The organism is Paraburkholderia phymatum (assembly GCF_038900715.1).
Lineage (GTDB): Bacteria > Pseudomonadota > Gammaproteobacteria > Burkholderiales > Burkholderiaceae > Paraburkholderia > Paraburkholderia phymatum_A.
Genome location: NZ_JAYMRZ010000025.1, coordinates 40,806 through 55,123 on the forward strand (window position 1 = coordinate 40,806; position 14,318 = coordinate 55,123).

A 14,318-nucleotide genomic window follows, 5' to 3' on the forward strand; every position below is an offset into this window, starting at 1 on the left:
CGCAGCATCTTTCAGGGCTGCTTCGGCTTTTGCCACGGCTCGCGTTCCGGCTGCTCTCTCACCCAACGCCAGAACAACTGGTAGGCCACGGCGAGCATCACGGGACCGATGAACAGACCGATCACCCCGCCCGTCACCATGCCGCCGAGCGCGCCGATCAGCACGACGGGCATCGGCACCGCGACACCGCGTCCAAGCAGCAATGGCTTGAGCACGTTGTCGGCGAGACCCGCGACGAAAACATAGACGGAGAAGATGATCGTCGCCGTGCTCACGCCTTCCGTGACGATCACGAAGACGATGACGGGAATCGTGATCAATGTCGCGGGCAACTGCATGATGCCGATCAGCAGCACGGCGAGCGCGAGCAGACCCGCGCCTGGGATGCCCATCACGATGAACGCGATGCCGATCAGCAGCATCTGGATAAACGCGATCCCGACCACGCCCTGGGCCACGGCCCGGATGGTGGCCGTGCAAAGATCGGCGATCTGCCGGCCGTTTTCGGGTCCCGAGATGCGCGACGCGATCTGCACTGAGCTTTCATAGCCCTTCTCGCCGTGAGCCATGAAAATGCCCGCGACGATCAGCGCGAAGAAGAAGACGAGCAGCCCTGCGCCAAGCCCCGTGACCGTGCCCAGCAGCGCGAGGCCCGCTTCCTTGAGTTGCGGCGCAAACTTTTGCGCAAGACCGGTCATGTCGGTCGAGGCCTGCGCCCAGAAGTCGTACACCCGCTGGCCCACTATCGGCCACGCGGCAATGGATTCGGCAGGCGGCGGAATCTGCAGATTGCCGCTCCTGAAAACGGCTATCGAGCGCTCGATCGAATTGGCCACCGCGACGCCCAGCAGATAGGTCGGCACCAGAATGACCGCAAACGCGACGAGAATGATCAGCGTGGCAATCAGGCCGTCCTTGCCGCCAAGCGGACCGCGAAGTTTTACCTGAAGCGGATACAGCGTGATCGCGAGAATCAAAGCCCAAACCATCAGGTTGAGGAACGGGACGAAGATCCGGAAACAGAAGACGGCCAGAACAGCGATCAGTCCGGCGCGAATCAGGACGTCGAGCAAGTCTCTCGATAACGTCCGTTGGGTAATCGGCGTGAGCATCATCACGTGTCTCCTAACAGGATGCGCAAACAGTTGTCGCTGCCCTGGCGACCCAGGGCCTGCCTGGGACAGGACGCTATCGAGTGCGCGACCTGCCGGCAGAAGTTCGTCAGGACGGACCAGGCCGTCCCGACGTGCCGTCTACTGGCATGCGCTCAAAGTACTTGCCGCGCAGCCGCCGTTTTAACGAATCAGTTTCGTCCCTGTTGCTTCTCGCAACGTCAAGCGGCCGTCGCGATTCCGACCGAATTCAAGCGCGCAAATGTGCTCACGCTTACTCATGTTATTTGACGGACCCAAAAATTCAACGCTGCTGCAATGTCCAATCCGTTTTGCCCGTACCGCAAAAGTCAGGGTGGAGAAGCATCGACTGCCCTTTCGCGGACAGGACGACGGAAACACGACGGCACGTCTTTTCGCCTTCGTGGCTTGTGCTCTCCGGTGTCATCGCCGCATCGATCGTTACGCTATTTCCCGTGCCTTCGTTGATCCATCGAGTGGTCTCGCCGTCGCTCTTCGTGTTGAGCACTTCGACCAGCGCGCTTTTGATCGAGTCCATGTCGCGCTTTTTAACGTATGACAACGGCGTGTCCTTGAGGAAATTGAGGTTGCTCGCTTCCGCAGCCGCCGTGCCAGCCAATAACAACGCCGCTAGCATCACGCGCACGCAATGCGTCGACAGCAGGAACTCGAGTTTCCGTAACGACATAAAAACCTCCTCGTTCTGCCGCCGCTCAGTGCATTGCATGTTCGTCGCGATGCGTGAAGCGCATATAGCAGAGATTAGTTCACGACGCACTACCACGATCCATATTTCATTTGAGGCGCACCCACAGGGGCACCGATTCGAGCAGGTCATCAATGCCCAGCCACAAGATCTGAATTCCGATGCAAAAGAGTACGAACGCGAAGAGCCGCTCGGCGACTTGAGTGCCGACTGGTCCAAGCAGCTTCTCGATGTTCGCGGTGAACCGGATGCACAAGTAGATGCTGCACCATAGAACGGCCAAGGCCATCAGCACACCGGCGAGGTGAATCAACGAGACGCCTCCCCGCGGCCTGCCTGTGCCGAGTGCAATCGCGACGGCGATCGATCCTGGGCCGACGGTGATCGGAAGCGTCAACGGATAAAAAGCCCTCGCGCGCAACGAGGCCTCGCGCGTCGCGTCGGACGCGGTCTTCTGTTCGGGCTCGCGATCCGCGTCCGTAGGCGCGTGCAGCAGATTCCATCCGGCAAACGCAATCACCATTCCGCCGGCCACCCGCAACGCCGGCAGCGATATGCCGAAGAAGGACAACACATACGCGCCAATCGAGAGCGACAGAAACAGGATGACCAGACTGTTGATCGAGATGCTTTTGGCAAGATAGGCTCGCTCAGCCGGCGTCGCTTGCGGGACCAGGCTAAGGACGATGAATCCCGCCGCCGGCGGATTGATGACGGGAAAGAGACCCGCGACGACGAGAAGAAAGGTCTCGGCAAACTGATTCAGCATTCTGCCTCCAGGCCTTCGCGAAAGTCGGATCAACGGAAGGCGTACGCGATCCCGACGCCGTACGTGATCTGGTTGCGTGTTCCTCGCTGCGTGACGATGGGGCTGTTGGCAGCGTCGTCCATCAGGCGCTGGTAGTACACCATCGCTCCCGCATACCAGCTCGGGCTGATCTGATAGATCGCGGCGACCCAGCTGGTGATCTGGTTCAGGCCGCCACCCGGCGTATAGGCCGGAAGTCCGCTCTTCGCCGCATCCTGCGCGGTCACGCCGTAATACGTTTCATTGAAGCCGCCGCTTACCCAAGTGGCGCCGAGTCCGCCGCCGATGAATATCCGCGCGTGCACCGGAAACCACGCGCTGGTGTTCAACGACACGCGCGCGCCCGAGTAGACGACGCCGGCGTTCGTCACCACCGTGATCTCGCCGCGCAGACGATACGGCACGTCGCCGACATGACTGTACTCATAGCCGACGAACCCGCCGCCTTCGAGCGTCGTGTCCACGTTGTGTACCTGGGCGACAACGGGATCGTCGACATCGTTGCGGCCGAGTCGCAGCGCAAGCGCCGGCCCCCATTGGAAGCCTGTCAGGCTGCCGAAGTTGTATTGCGCATAGGTGCCATACCATTCGAAGAGATGGCCGCCGCTCGTCACGTAGCGCATGCCGGGAACCGCCCCGACGATGCGATTGTTTCCGCCCGCGTACTCCGTGGTCGAGCCGACGCCCGCGCCGAAGAAGTTCGGCAACGCATTCGACAGATCGACGGGACTGGCGAGCACGCTCTGCGAGAGCGTACTCGCTGCCACTGCAACGATATGTCTCAACGGCTTTGCCATTAGACGCTTCTCCTCGATGGCAATGACCTATGCTTCAGCAACTTCATTGGCGTCCTTCCACGCACGGCAAGCGAGTGCGGAAATGCCGCCGTTTTTACTTGACTCGTCGTCTGCCGGAGCCATACTCCAGCCGTACTCTTCTATCGCTGCAATCCATCGGGATACTGGAGGGCGCATCATGTTCACCTGGAATCGTGAGTTCACTCGTGGGTTCACCGTTGCGATCGCTGCGATAGTCCTGGCGATGTCTTCCGTTCATTCCGCTGCGACCGAGCAGGCGCAACAACGTCGTGCGGGCCGGGACGTTCGGCAGGAAACCCGTCAGGGGGCCCGCCATACGAAGCAGGAATGCCGCGCCGCCGATCAGAAGAACAATGCGCAATGCCGGCAGGACAAGCGACAGACAAAGCAACATGGACGTCAGGTCGCCCGCGATATCAAGTACTGAGCAGCGAGCCGCGATAACACGGACAGCTTTCATCAAAACGGACCGACGACCAGGCACACGCGCAATCCTGGTCAAGGCCCGCCCTCGCCTTTTTTGGTTTCCCCTTTTTGGTCCCTCGTTAGCAGGCGACAGGAAGCATCGTCACCTGTGACGCGCAATGGCATCGATGGCTGTCGTCACCACCGGATCCGCCTGCGGCCACGGCGCGTACAACCCGCGTTCTTCATGTTTCTTCCTCGCGGCCGTACCGGCGCACGCGAACACACGTGCCCCCCGCCCGCGATGACTCGCGGAAACGTGGCGCGTTACCTGCAACGCGCCATCGGCCAACATCGCGCGCACAGCGACGAGCACCTCGTTGCGGCTCGTGCCCAGTTGCTGCGCAATCTGCATCGCGGTGCGCTCGCCGCCATCCGCCAGCAATGACTTGATTTGCCCAGCCAGCCGTTCCGTCCTCTGGGGCTGACGATCCACAGCGTGGGGAATCAATGTCCCGCTCTTTTCACACATGTCTCGCCTGATCAAAGGCGAACAGGCAGTTAGCCCGCTGTCGTGCTTGCCGGGATTGCGCGCGCGATAGCAACGCTGATCGACATCGAGTCGGCAGAGCGGGTTTTCGAAGATCGTCGTCAGTTGATCGACGGTGAAGCGCGCGCGAAGCGCACGCCATACGTCCTGCCATCCGTCGCAAACTCCGCTGCGAGCGAGCTCATAGGCAGCGTGCCTGATCGTTTCGCGAGTCTGGAGGATGTCCCAGTCGGGCACCCGTTTCATGGCCGGCTTCGCCGTGCGCGGCCCGTGTTTCCCCTGCCCGGCATACGGGCTGTGTGCAATGGGCCCTGAACGGAACACTCTGCCGGCAACATCGCCCGAAATCGGGTCATAGTCGAAGCGTACGGCCAGGCGAGCGCCGCACGGATCATGGCTAGCAGCAGATTCTTTGACGTCGTCATGCGAATCTCCGAAGAAACATACGCGAAGTCAAGAATAGGCCGGGCGTGCGCGAGCGGATATTGGACCTTGGTCCAATACCATCAGGACCAGGCAACCAGTCGACGGGAACCTTGAGCGCGCCCTGTATTGCGCGAAGTAGTCGAGCGATGCGCTCGCGAGGCCGGAGCTTCTTTGCCCATCTTGCGTTGCGGCATATCCGCGCGGACGGATTACGACGATGCGGACCGACGACATGGTCGCGTTGCCGTGGTTCGAAGCGTCACGCCGGAACAGTCCGATTCGCTCACCAAGGCCTGAGCGCTTTTATCGGCGTTCGCCACTTCGTTCACCGTATTCGGTCACGATTACCTGCCAGATGCGGTTTAGCAGATTCCCTGGCGGTTTTCCTATTTCGCTTTCCCTATAACGCGTCTTCTATTCCGTCATATTCTTGCCGAAAAATTGACCGGCAGATGCGGCAATGGCATGAATTACTGGTAAATACGACTCCCCGCAAGGGCGGCTCGTGTGTCGTTGCCCTCCAGCACCTCCACGGTTTGTTTCCGGTACTCGGCAGCGGAAAACTCACATGATCAAAAGACGCCAGATTCTCGGCTGCCTGACGGCGCTCGGCGGCAGCTATGTTCTTAGCGGATGCGGGGGCAGCGGTTCCGGCCCGAGCGCCGTCACCAATAATCCGCGCGTCGTCAATGCTGCGACTGCGGGCACGTTTTACGGTATCAACGGACATTACGACTATCGTTACACGCCTGCCCAGGTCGTCTCGATCATGAAGAGCCTGGGCTGCTCGACATATCGGCTCGGCTGCACGGACGACCCGACGCAACTGAACGCCGTCGCGAAACTCGCTCAGGCATTCCAGTCGGCGGGACTGACCTTGTTCGTGCTCATCGATCTCAGCATTTACGACAGCAACCGCAGAATGTTCGCGAGCGAATCGATCGCGTACGACCGTGGGCAGTCCTGCGCGGCAACCGTCGCCAGCACGCTTGCGCCTTATGGCGTGACGATGTACGAGTGCGGCAATGAGTTGACGCGGGCAGGCGACATCATTCTCGATGCCACCAATGCCGGCACGAAAGCCGTCGATTTCAACAACACCAACTGGCCGATCATGCGCGGCATCATGCGGGGAATGATCCAGGGCGTGAAGTCGGTGCAGCCCGGCGCGAGTTGCGGCATCAATTTCTGCGTCGCCGACATCGGCGCATCGGATGCTTTGTGGGACGGCATGCAGCCGGACGGAACAGGCGGTCATCCGACAGTGCGATGGGACATGACGACGTGGCACAACTTCGAGGTCTACGGGAACATCTTCAATATCGGTTCCGATGGGTCAGGTCCGGGATTCGACCTGCCCGCGTACTGCAAGTCGCGCTACGGTGTGCCGTTCCTGCTCACCGAGTGGAACACGGGGCCCGAAAAGTCAGAGGCATATCGGGCGAGCTATATCAGTGCGCAGTTTGCGAACTACTTCGCGGCCAGAAAGACGGAAAACATCCAGTCGGTGATGTACTACGAACTCGATAGCGGAGACTCGACGTATGGCCTGATGATCGACGGCACCATATTGAGTCAGCCGTATGACGCATTCACCAGCTTCATCGCGGGACACCCCGATACCTGACGGCGCCGCCCCTTGAGCCTGAGCCTACGCGCTGATTCACAGCGCAGCGCGCCGGGATACGCACGAAGCGCCTGGCCCGATCACGGCGAAACGGTCTGTCGCAGACGCAGATGCGTTTCGCCGTGACGGGCCAACGAAGAAAGATCGGTGCTGTTTTACGTCAATCAGTCCGGCATGCCCGCGCCGCGCGTCTCGGGCAGGAACCACGGCAGCACGATGCCGAGCACGTACACGGAACCGAGCGCGAGCGCCGCGTGCGACACGCCGCCGAACGACTTGATCATGCTGCCCGCGATGATCGGGAACACCCATGCGATCAGCCGCGCCGCGTTGAACACGAAGCTGATCGCCGTCGAACGGACGGAACTCGTGAAGAGCTCGCAAGGATAGATGGCCATCCACACATACGCGCAGCCCAGCGTGAAGAAGCCGTTGATGGGCGCGATCACCATCATCGCTTCGACGCTCGACGTCAGCTTGTATGTGATGAACGTGGTCACGAGCGAGCCGACGAACGTCAGCGACAGGAACGTGCGCCGCCCGATCGCATCGACGATGAAGCCTGCGAGCATATAGGCGACGATCGCGCCGACCGTATAGACGATCGACACTTTCGAGCCCCACGACACGGCGTCCTGGATGCCCTGTGCTTTCGCGACGGCCACTGTATAGGTCGGCAGCCAGCTCGATATCGCCCACCAGCCGACCGTCGTGATGATCGACAGCGCAAGCAGGATCAGCGTGCGGCGCAGCGCCACGCGCTCGGCAAACAGCTGTGCGAGCGTGAACGGACGCTTGCCGGCTTGCGGCGCATCGCCGGCCGCATCGCCGGCAGCCGATGCAACCGTGCCAGCCGTGCCAGCCGCGCTCGTGGCCGCCCACCGCTTTTCGCGCACGGCGCGCTGCCACTTCTCCGATTCGCTCACGCCGCGCCGGATATACAGCACGAAGAACGCCGGCACCGCGCCGAGCACGAACATCAGCCGCCACGATTCGGCGCCGAGCGGATGCGTCGACGCAAGCGCATACCAGATCACGGCGGCCGCCAGCGTGCCCCAGCCGAAGCCCGATTGCAGGAAGCCCGCGCCTTTCGCGCGCGCCTGCTCGGGCCACGTCTCCGACAACAGCGCGATGCCCGTGCTCCACTCGCTGCCCATCGCGAGGCCCGTCAGGAAGCGCAACGCGCACAACGTCCAGACCGTCTGAGAAAACGCGGTGATGCCCGAGAAGAGCGCATAGAGAAACACGGACCACAGCATCATCCGCTTGCGGCCGACATAATCGGCGAGAATGCCGCCGACCAGTCCGCCGATACCCCAGCCAAGCAGCGTGATGCCGATCACGAGGCCCGCATACACGGTCTGTGACGCGGCCTGCTCCGCCGTGAGCACCGAATGCAGCATCGGCCCGAGCACGACGACGATCGCGAGCGCCTCATAGCCGTCGAAGATCCAGCCGAGAAAGCTCGCCTTGAGCACCTTCCAGTGCATCGACGTCAGTCCGTCGTACCAGCGGGTGCGCACGCCGACGGCAAGTTGTCCGTGTTCCATCTGTGTCTCCTTCATGCATTCGTTCTGGAATGTCGAATGCCGGTCGCGCGCCGGCTCATCGATCAACGTGATTCGACCTCATTCGAGGTCATTCAATGCCGGGGTGACGGCTAGCGCTGGCCGAACGACGCGCCCTCGAACACGCGTCCCGCGCCGCGCGGCTCGCATCGCCAGTATTGCGGCGGCGCCTTGATCGTCGAGCCGAGTTGCGCAGCCGCGTGCCACGGCCAGCGCGGGTCCCACAGCACCGCGCGCGCCAACGCGATCAGATCGGCCTCGCCTTCGCGGATCACGCGATCGGCTTCGGCGGCATCGGTGATGAGGCCAACGCCGATGGTCGGCATGCCCGTCGCTTCGCGCACCGCGCGCGCAAACGGAACCTGGTAATGCGGCCCGAGCGGAATCTTCTGCAACGGCGACACGCCGCCCGTCGATACGTCGATCCAGTCGCAGCCCCGCTCGCGCAGGCGCTTAGCAAGCTCGATGGTCTGCTCGAGGTCCCAGCCGCCTTCGACCCAATCCGTCGCCGACACGCGCACGCCGAGTGGCTTGCCCTCAGGCCAAACGGCGCGCACCGCTTCGTAGACTTCGAGCGGAAAGCGCATGCGGTTTTCGAGCGAGCCGCCGTACTCGTCGTCGCGCCGGTTCGCGAGCGGCGAAAGGAACTGATGCAGCAGATAGCCATGCGCGAAGTGCAGTTCGATCGCGGCGAGGCCGAGACGCGCCGCGCGCTTCGCGCTGTCCGCGAACGCATCGCGAATGCGCGCGAGCCCCGCGTGATCGAGCGCGACGGGCGCGATCTCGCCGTCGCCTTGCGCGATCGCGGAAGGACCGACCGCCCGCCAGCCGCCGTCCTGCGGCGCGATCTGCACGCCGCCGCGCCACGGCGGTTCGCTCGATGCCTTGCGTCCCGCGTGGGACAGCTGGATGCCGATCGGCATGTCGCTGAACTGCCTCACTTCGTCGAGCACGCGGCCGAGCGCCTCCTCGTTCGCATCGGAATAGAGGCCGAGGCAATACGGCGTGATGCGGCCCGCCGCTTCGACGGCCGTCGCTTCGAGCAGCATCAGGCTCGCGCCCGACAGCGACAGATTGCCGATATGCGTGCGATGCCACGCGCTGGCCGATCCGTCGATCGCGCTGTACTGGCACATCGGGCTGATGACGATGCGGTTGCGCAGCGTGAGCGAGCCGAGTTCGAGAGGAGAAAAGAGTGAAGCTGAAGCGCTCATTGATCTGGTTCCTGAACGAGTGACGCGAATGACCGGCACGCATACGCACATGCGGGCGCGTCGCGGACAGCCTCGACGACGGCATCGGCGGAGCGCCTTAGAATGACGAATCGCGATGCTTGTGTATGCCGATCGAGTCGCGCCGGGCGGCGTGACATGCCTTGTATCGCCGAGAGGATGGGCGTTTCCGGCCTGTTTGAAAACTTCTCAATCTTCAACAGAGCCATCGCGAAACGCGATGTCCGACCGCCTCGCAAATCAAGCGGATCAAGCGGATCAGGGAAAACCCGAGAAAGGAGTGCCAATGCGTGCTGTACCGGACCGGCCAATGCGCTTCGACATGGAGTCGCTGCGCATCTTCGTGGCCGTCGTGGAGGAAGGCAGCATTGCGGCGGCATCGGGGCGCACGCACCTCGTCGCATCGGCTGTCAGCAAGCGCGTGTCCGATCTGGAAACCGACGCGGGCACGCCGCTTCTCTATCGCCATAGCCGGGGCGTGCAGGCGACGCCTGCGGGCGAAGCGCTCTATCACCACGCGAAGCGGCTGATCGAACACGTGCAGCAGATATCGGATGAACTGTCGGAGTATTCACAAGGCCTGCGCGGACACGCGCGCATCTATGTGAACTTCACGGCGATGGTCCAGTATCTGCCGGGCGCGTTGCACACGTTTCTGCGCGCGAACCCCGAGGTGCGCGTCGACATGGTCGAGAAGAGCAGCGACGAAGTGGTGCAGGGCATCGCGAGCGGCATGGCGGATCTCGGCATCTGCTCCGCGCCCCGCGATTCGCTGCAAGACCTGCAATGGCGCACCTATAGCGTCGACAAGCTGGTGCTGATCGTGCCGGACGGGCATCGGCTGGCGCGGCGCCCGGCCGTCAAATTCGCCGATGCGCTCGACGAAGACTTCATCATCATGCCCTACGCCACGTCGATTTCGAAGCTGTGCCGCGCGGCGGCGGAGCGCGAAGGCCGGCGCCTGCGCGTGCGCATCGAAGTGACGAGCTTCGAGGGCGTGCGCAATATGGTCGGCGCGGGCCTTGGCATCGGCGTGCTGCCCGAGGGCAGCGTGATGCCCTACGCGCAGACGGCGAGCTATCGGGTGATCGAGCTCGACGAGCCCTGGTCGCTGCGCCCGATGCTGATCGTCGCGCGCAACTTCGATACGCTGCCGCTGCCCGCGCGCATGCTCGTCGATCATCTGACCAGGCACAAGGCGACGTCTGCGGGAGCGATGGCCGTCAGCTCTCCACCTTCGACATGACGGCCGTGGAAGGATCGTACCGATAGCCTTTCTGGGCCAGTTGCTGCGCCATCGTCGAGCCGATCAGCTTCTTTTGCGCTTCGCGGAAGATCAGTTCGTGATCGGGCTTCAGCCGCTCCAGCTCGAACGAGAGCCGGCGCAACAGCGCCACTTCGCCGGTGCTGCGCGCGTCGATGAACAGGATCTTCTCGTTTGCCTGCTCGAGCCGCTGTTTGATTTCCTTCGCGTAGGTGACCCACTGCTCGGCATTGGCGCGCAGCTCGTTATAGGCCTTCGTGTGGGCTTTCGACTGAGCGTCGATCTGGCGTTGCAGCTCGGCGATTTCGTCCGCGGCGGTGGCGGCTCCCGCCTCGATGGTGGCCTGGTGCTCGCGTTGCGCGTCCCTTGCGGCTGTCGCTGCGCGCTCCTGTTCGGCGAGTCGCTGCTCCAGTTGCGCGGCATGCTGTTCGGCTGCGTCGGCGCGTTCCTTTGCGGCGGATGCTTCGTGAGAAATGCGCTCGCGCTCGGCGTCTGCGGCAGTCCTGGCCTCGCTCATCGCGTCGATTCGCGTTTTCGCTTCTGCCAGTTCCCGCGTGATGCGCTGATGTTCTTCGCGCTGCGCCGCTGCTTCTTCTGCCCGTGTAGCGCTTGCCTGCTGTTCTGCTGCAAGGGTTTGCTCAAGCTGCGCTGCGCGCTGTTCGGCTGCGTCGGCGCGCTGCTTTGCGGCGGATGCTTCGTGCGAAATGCGCTCGCGCTCGGCCTCTGCGGCGGTTTTGGCCTCGCTCATCGCGTCGATTTGCGCTTTTGCTTCCGCCAGTTCCCGCGTGATGCGCTGATGTTCTTCATGCTGTGCCGCTGCTTCTTCTGCCCTCGCAGCGCTTGCCTGCTGCTCTGCTGCGAGACTTTGCTCAAGCTGCGCTGCGCGCTGTTCGGCTGCATCGGCGCGTCCCTTTGCGGCGGATGCTTCGTGCGAAATGCGCTCGCGCTCGGCCTCTGCGGCGGCTTTGGCCTCGCTCATCGCGTCGATTTGCGCTTTGGCGTCTGCCAGTTCCCGCGTGACGCGCTGATGCTCTTCATGCTGTGCCGCTGCTTCTTGTGCCCGTGCAGCGCTTGCCTGCTGTTCTGCTGCGAGGCTTTGCTCAAGCTGCGCTGCGCGCTGTTCGGCTGCATCGGTGCGTTCCTTTGCGGCGGATGCTTCGTGAGAAATGCGCTCGCGCTCGGCGTCTGCGGCGGTCCTGGCCTCGCTCATCGCGTCGATTTGCGCTTTTGCTTCTGCCAGTTCCCGCGTGACGCGCTGAAGTTCTTCAAGCCGCGCCGCCCCTTCATCCGCGCGTGCCGCGCTCGTCTGCCGCTCGGTTGCGAGTGCGCTGCGGGTTTCGTCGAGTTCGGCCTCCACCGCCGCGAGCCGCGCCCGGCGCTCGCTCGCCTGCGCCTCGGCGGCTTCGGCACGCGATGTCGCCGCGCCCGCCTCCTGTGACCATCGCGCCACTTCTTCCGTCTTCGCCCGGCACGCGTCGCTCAACGTCGACACTTCGCGCCGTGCGTCGTCGCGCTCCTGTGTGAGCCGCGCGACCTCGTCGTTCTGACTCGACACCGTCGCGGCCAGCCGTTCATTCTCGTTGCGCTGCTCGTCGAGCGATGCCTGCATGGCTTCGAGCTTCGTTTCCGCCGTCGACGCGCGTTGCCCGAGTTCCTCGACCTTCGCCTCCGCCGTTTCCGCGCGGGCAATCGCAGCGGCCAGTTCGGCCTGAACGCGTGTCGAGGTCTCCTCCGAAGCCTGCAACTGGCTGCGATGCGCCTCCAGATCGGCTTCCAGCGCGGCGACCCGCGCGAGGCTCTCGCTTGCCTGCGCGGTGGCGGCATCGGCACGCGACACGGCGGCGCCGGCCTCCTGCGTCCATCGCTCGACTTCGGCGGTCTTCGCGTGACATGCGTCGTTCAACGTCGCGATTTCGCGCCGGGCGTCGTCGCGCTCCTGCGTGAGTCGCGCGATTTCGTTGTTCTTGCCCGAAACCGTCGCGGCGAGCCATTCATTCGCCTTGTGCTGCTCGACCAGCGACGCCTCCGCCGCCTCCCGCCCGGCCTGTTCCGCCGATGCGTGCTGCGCGAACTCCCCGGCCTTCGCCTCGGCCATCCCGACGCGCGCGGTCGCCTCGGCAAGCTCCGTGCGGGCGCGCGTAGCCGCCTCGTCCAGCGCCTGCAGTTCGCTGGTCAGTCCGTCGAGCCGGTCGCGGCCGGTTTCGACTTCCTTTTCCGTCTTCTGATATTCGGACAGCGCCTCGTCACGCTCCTTCAGCGCGACGGCGAGCTGATGGTCCACCGCGCCCAGACGGTCGCCGAACACTCGCGATGTCGCGTCGTGCGATGCCGTCCAGAGTCGGTGGGCGATGTTCATCAGCGCCTCGGCGAGGTCGTGCGGCACTTCGGCCTGGACCTGTGCGGGCGGCGTCTGCGGCTGTCGCGCGTCGCGCCAGCGTTGCAAGGCGACGGCAACCGTGACGATCGATCCGCTGTGGACCTCCGACCAGATCGTCACAGGGGAAACGTCACGGCCTTCCTGGGTCATGCGGTCTGCGATTGCGGCAACCTGTTCGTCGATAGTGGTGTCTGCGTCTTTGGACATAAGCGCCTCGAGAATCAAAGGGGCCGGGCGAAAACTGGCTCCCGCGATACATTACTACGTTCTGCGCGATACGCTATGAAAGAAGCATGCCCATAGTCATTCAGAGGGCATTTCGTGGCAGGGGTCGTTCGCGAAGGGCGCGAGAAAGTCATGCCGCGCAGGCTGCGCAGAACCGGCCAATTGACGGCTACGACGACGACGCCGAAAACGCCGTCACCGCGCGTTGCGCAGCGAAAACTGCCACGCAAAAAGGCCCGGAATGAAGATCAACAGATCACGGATGCGCCGCGCGCCGGCCAGCGCAAGACTGGTCGCCGGCTCGATGCCGAGCCATCCGCCGATCAGCACGAAGGCGCCTTCCTGAATCCCCAGCGCGCCCGGCACGACGAAGGCCGCGCTGCTCACGGCCTGGATCAGCACTTCGATGGTCAGCGCCGCGAGAAAGCTCACGTTTGCGCCGAGAAAATGGAGCGCGAGCCAGATTTCGAGCGCCGTCGCGAGACATTGCAGCGGTTGCCAGAAGAACAGATAGCGAAGAACGACGGCGCGCCTGCGCCAGATCACCTTGATCGACTGGTCGGTTTTCACCGAGTGGCCGACCAGTGCGGTGAGCTTGCCGCTCGTCATCCGGTCGAGTCCTCGGGACACCAGCGCGAACGGGTTCGCATGCTGGACGAGCGCGAAGAGGATGGGTACGGGCACGAGCAGCGCCGTGCTCCATGCGAGGCCGCCGACCACGTGTCCCGTTGACGAATCGCCGCGAGCCGCGAGAAATCCGATCCCCGCCATCGTAAAGATGAACTGGCTGATGATCGTCAATTGCATGTCGACGACGAGACTCGCGGCCGCCGTCGACGCGCGCACGCGCCAGCGCCGCAACAACTGGAACGAGACCAGCTCGCCGCCGACGCGCGCAACGGGCAACATGCAGTTCACCGACTCGCGGATCCACACGAGCTTCAGCATCGAAAGCAGAGTGGGCCGATTGGCACCGCGTATCAGCGTTTGCCAGTCGCGGGCGTTCGCCAGCATCGGCAGGACATGCGCAAGCCCGGCGACGAGCAGCCCCGCGCCCGCATCGCGCAAGAGACCCAGTACCTCTGCGGGATGACTGCGCCACACGACGAAAAGCGCAATCACAAGACCTGCCAAAGCCGCGAACCTGCTGACGTGCCTGATCATCGAATTGGAATGGGG

At 63.3% G+C, this 14,318-nt stretch carries 11 protein-coding genes and 1 pseudogene; 3 read left to right on the forward strand and 9 right to left on the reverse strand.

Annotation, left to right across the window (positions count from 1 at the left end):
- Positions 1-11: 11 nt before the first annotated feature.
- From VSR68_RS33850 to VSR68_RS33865, 4 genes are all read right to left on the reverse strand, one after another.
- Entirely contained in the window at positions 12-1,115 is a 1,104-nt protein-coding gene (locus tag VSR68_RS33850) for an AI-2E family transporter (protein WP_342943936.1), read from the reverse strand.
- Between the two features lie 301 nt (positions 1,116-1,416).
- Positions 1,417-1,821, reverse strand: coding sequence for a hypothetical protein (locus tag VSR68_RS33855; protein WP_342943937.1), 405 nt, complete (start codon positions 1,819-1,821; stop codon positions 1,417-1,419).
- A 106-nt stretch (positions 1,822-1,927) separates the two neighbouring features.
- A complete protein-coding gene (locus VSR68_RS33860; protein WP_342943938.1) occupies positions 1,928-2,608 on the reverse strand; it encodes a MarC family protein in 681 nt (226 codons plus the stop codon).
- Between the two features lie 29 nt (positions 2,609-2,637).
- Entirely contained in the window at positions 2,638-3,444 is an 807-nt protein-coding gene (locus VSR68_RS33865) for a MipA/OmpV family protein (protein ID WP_342943939.1), read from the reverse strand.
- Positions 3,445-3,622: 178 nt separating this feature from the next.
- Here VSR68_RS33865 and VSR68_RS33870 point away from each other — a divergent pair, with 178 nt between their 5' ends.
- Positions 3,623-3,892, forward strand: coding sequence for a hypothetical protein (locus VSR68_RS33870; protein WP_342943940.1), 270 nt, complete (start codon positions 3,623-3,625; stop codon positions 3,890-3,892).
- 141 nt (positions 3,893-4,033) lie between these two features.
- Here VSR68_RS33870 and VSR68_RS33875 read toward each other — a convergent pair whose 3' ends face one another.
- Positions 4,034-4,666 carry a hypothetical protein gene (locus VSR68_RS33875; protein ID WP_342943941.1) on the reverse strand — a complete coding sequence of 211 codons (633 nt, stop codon included), beginning with the start codon at positions 4,664-4,666 and terminating at the stop codon, positions 4,034-4,036.
- 853 nt (positions 4,667-5,519) lie between these two features.
- Here VSR68_RS33875 and VSR68_RS33880 point away from each other — a divergent pair.
- A pseudogene (locus VSR68_RS33880) lies at positions 5,520-6,473 on the forward strand (hypothetical protein); the annotation flags it as partial.
- Between the two features lie 164 nt (positions 6,474-6,637).
- Here VSR68_RS33880 and VSR68_RS33885 read toward each other — a convergent pair.
- Both VSR68_RS33885 and VSR68_RS33890 read right to left on the reverse strand, forming a co-directional pair.
- Positions 6,638-8,023 carry an MFS transporter gene (locus VSR68_RS33885; RefSeq protein ID WP_342943942.1) on the reverse strand — a complete coding sequence of 462 codons (1,386 nt, stop codon included), beginning with the start codon at positions 8,021-8,023 and terminating at the stop codon, positions 6,638-6,640.
- A 110-nt stretch (positions 8,024-8,133) separates the two neighbouring features.
- A complete protein-coding gene (locus VSR68_RS33890) occupies positions 8,134-9,255 on the reverse strand; it encodes an NADH:flavin oxidoreductase/NADH oxidase (protein WP_342943943.1) in 1,122 nt (373 codons plus the stop codon).
- 304 nt (positions 9,256-9,559) lie between these two features.
- Here VSR68_RS33890 and VSR68_RS33895 point away from each other — a divergent pair, with 304 nt between their 5' ends.
- On the forward strand, positions 9,560-10,519 hold the full coding sequence (locus tag VSR68_RS33895; protein ID WP_342943944.1) for a LysR family transcriptional regulator: 960 nt from the start codon (positions 9,560-9,562) through the stop codon (positions 10,517-10,519).
- Here the strand turns inward: VSR68_RS33895 and VSR68_RS33900 are convergent.
- Positions 10,497-13,121 carry a DNA-binding protein gene (locus tag VSR68_RS33900; protein WP_342943945.1) on the reverse strand — a complete coding sequence of 875 codons (2,625 nt, stop codon included), beginning with the start codon at positions 13,119-13,121 and terminating at the stop codon, positions 10,497-10,499. The genes VSR68_RS33895 and VSR68_RS33900 overlap by 23 nt on opposite strands.
- A 213-nt stretch (positions 13,122-13,334) precedes the next feature.
- On the reverse strand, positions 13,335-14,303 hold the full coding sequence (locus VSR68_RS33905) for a lysylphosphatidylglycerol synthase domain-containing protein (RefSeq protein WP_342943946.1): 969 nt from the start codon (positions 14,301-14,303) through the stop codon (positions 13,335-13,337).
- Positions 14,304-14,318: the final 15 nt, after the last annotated feature.

Excerpts from the sequence above, each read along its gene's own strand:
- VSR68_RS33850 (WP_342943936.1), bottom strand. The coding sequence starts at position 1,115 with ATGATGCTCACGCCGATTACCCAACGGACGTTATCGAGAGACTTGCTC.
- VSR68_RS33890 (WP_342943943.1), bottom strand. The coding sequence starts at position 9,255 with ATGAGCGCTTCAGCTTCACTCTTTTCTCCTCTCGAACTCGGCTCGCTC.
- VSR68_RS33895 (WP_342943944.1), top strand. The coding sequence starts at position 9,560 with ATGCGTGCTGTACCGGACCGGCCAATGCGCTTCGACATGGAGTCGCTG.
- VSR68_RS33875 (WP_342943941.1), bottom strand. The coding sequence starts at position 4,666 with ATGAAACGGGTGCCCGACTGGGACATCCTCCAGACTCGCGAAACGATC.
- VSR68_RS33885 (WP_342943942.1), bottom strand. The coding sequence starts at position 8,023 with ATGGAACACGGACAACTTGCCGTCGGCGTGCGCACCCGCTGGTACGAC.
- VSR68_RS33900 (WP_342943945.1), bottom strand. The coding sequence starts at position 13,121 with ATGTCCAAAGACGCAGACACCACTATCGACGAACAGGTTGCCGCAATC.
- VSR68_RS33860 (WP_342943938.1), bottom strand. The coding sequence starts at position 2,608 with ATGCTGAATCAGTTTGCCGAGACCTTTCTTCTCGTCGTCGCGGGTCTC.
- VSR68_RS33905 (WP_342943946.1), bottom strand. The coding sequence starts at position 14,303 with ATGATCAGGCACGTCAGCAGGTTCGCGGCTTTGGCAGGTCTTGTGATT.
- VSR68_RS33855 (WP_342943937.1), bottom strand. The coding sequence starts at position 1,821 with ATGTCGTTACGGAAACTCGAGTTCCTGCTGTCGACGCATTGCGTGCGC.
- VSR68_RS33865 (WP_342943939.1), bottom strand. The coding sequence starts at position 3,444 with ATGGCAAAGCCGTTGAGACATATCGTTGCAGTGGCAGCGAGTACGCTC.
- VSR68_RS33870 (WP_342943940.1), top strand. The coding sequence starts at position 3,623 with ATGTTCACCTGGAATCGTGAGTTCACTCGTGGGTTCACCGTTGCGATC.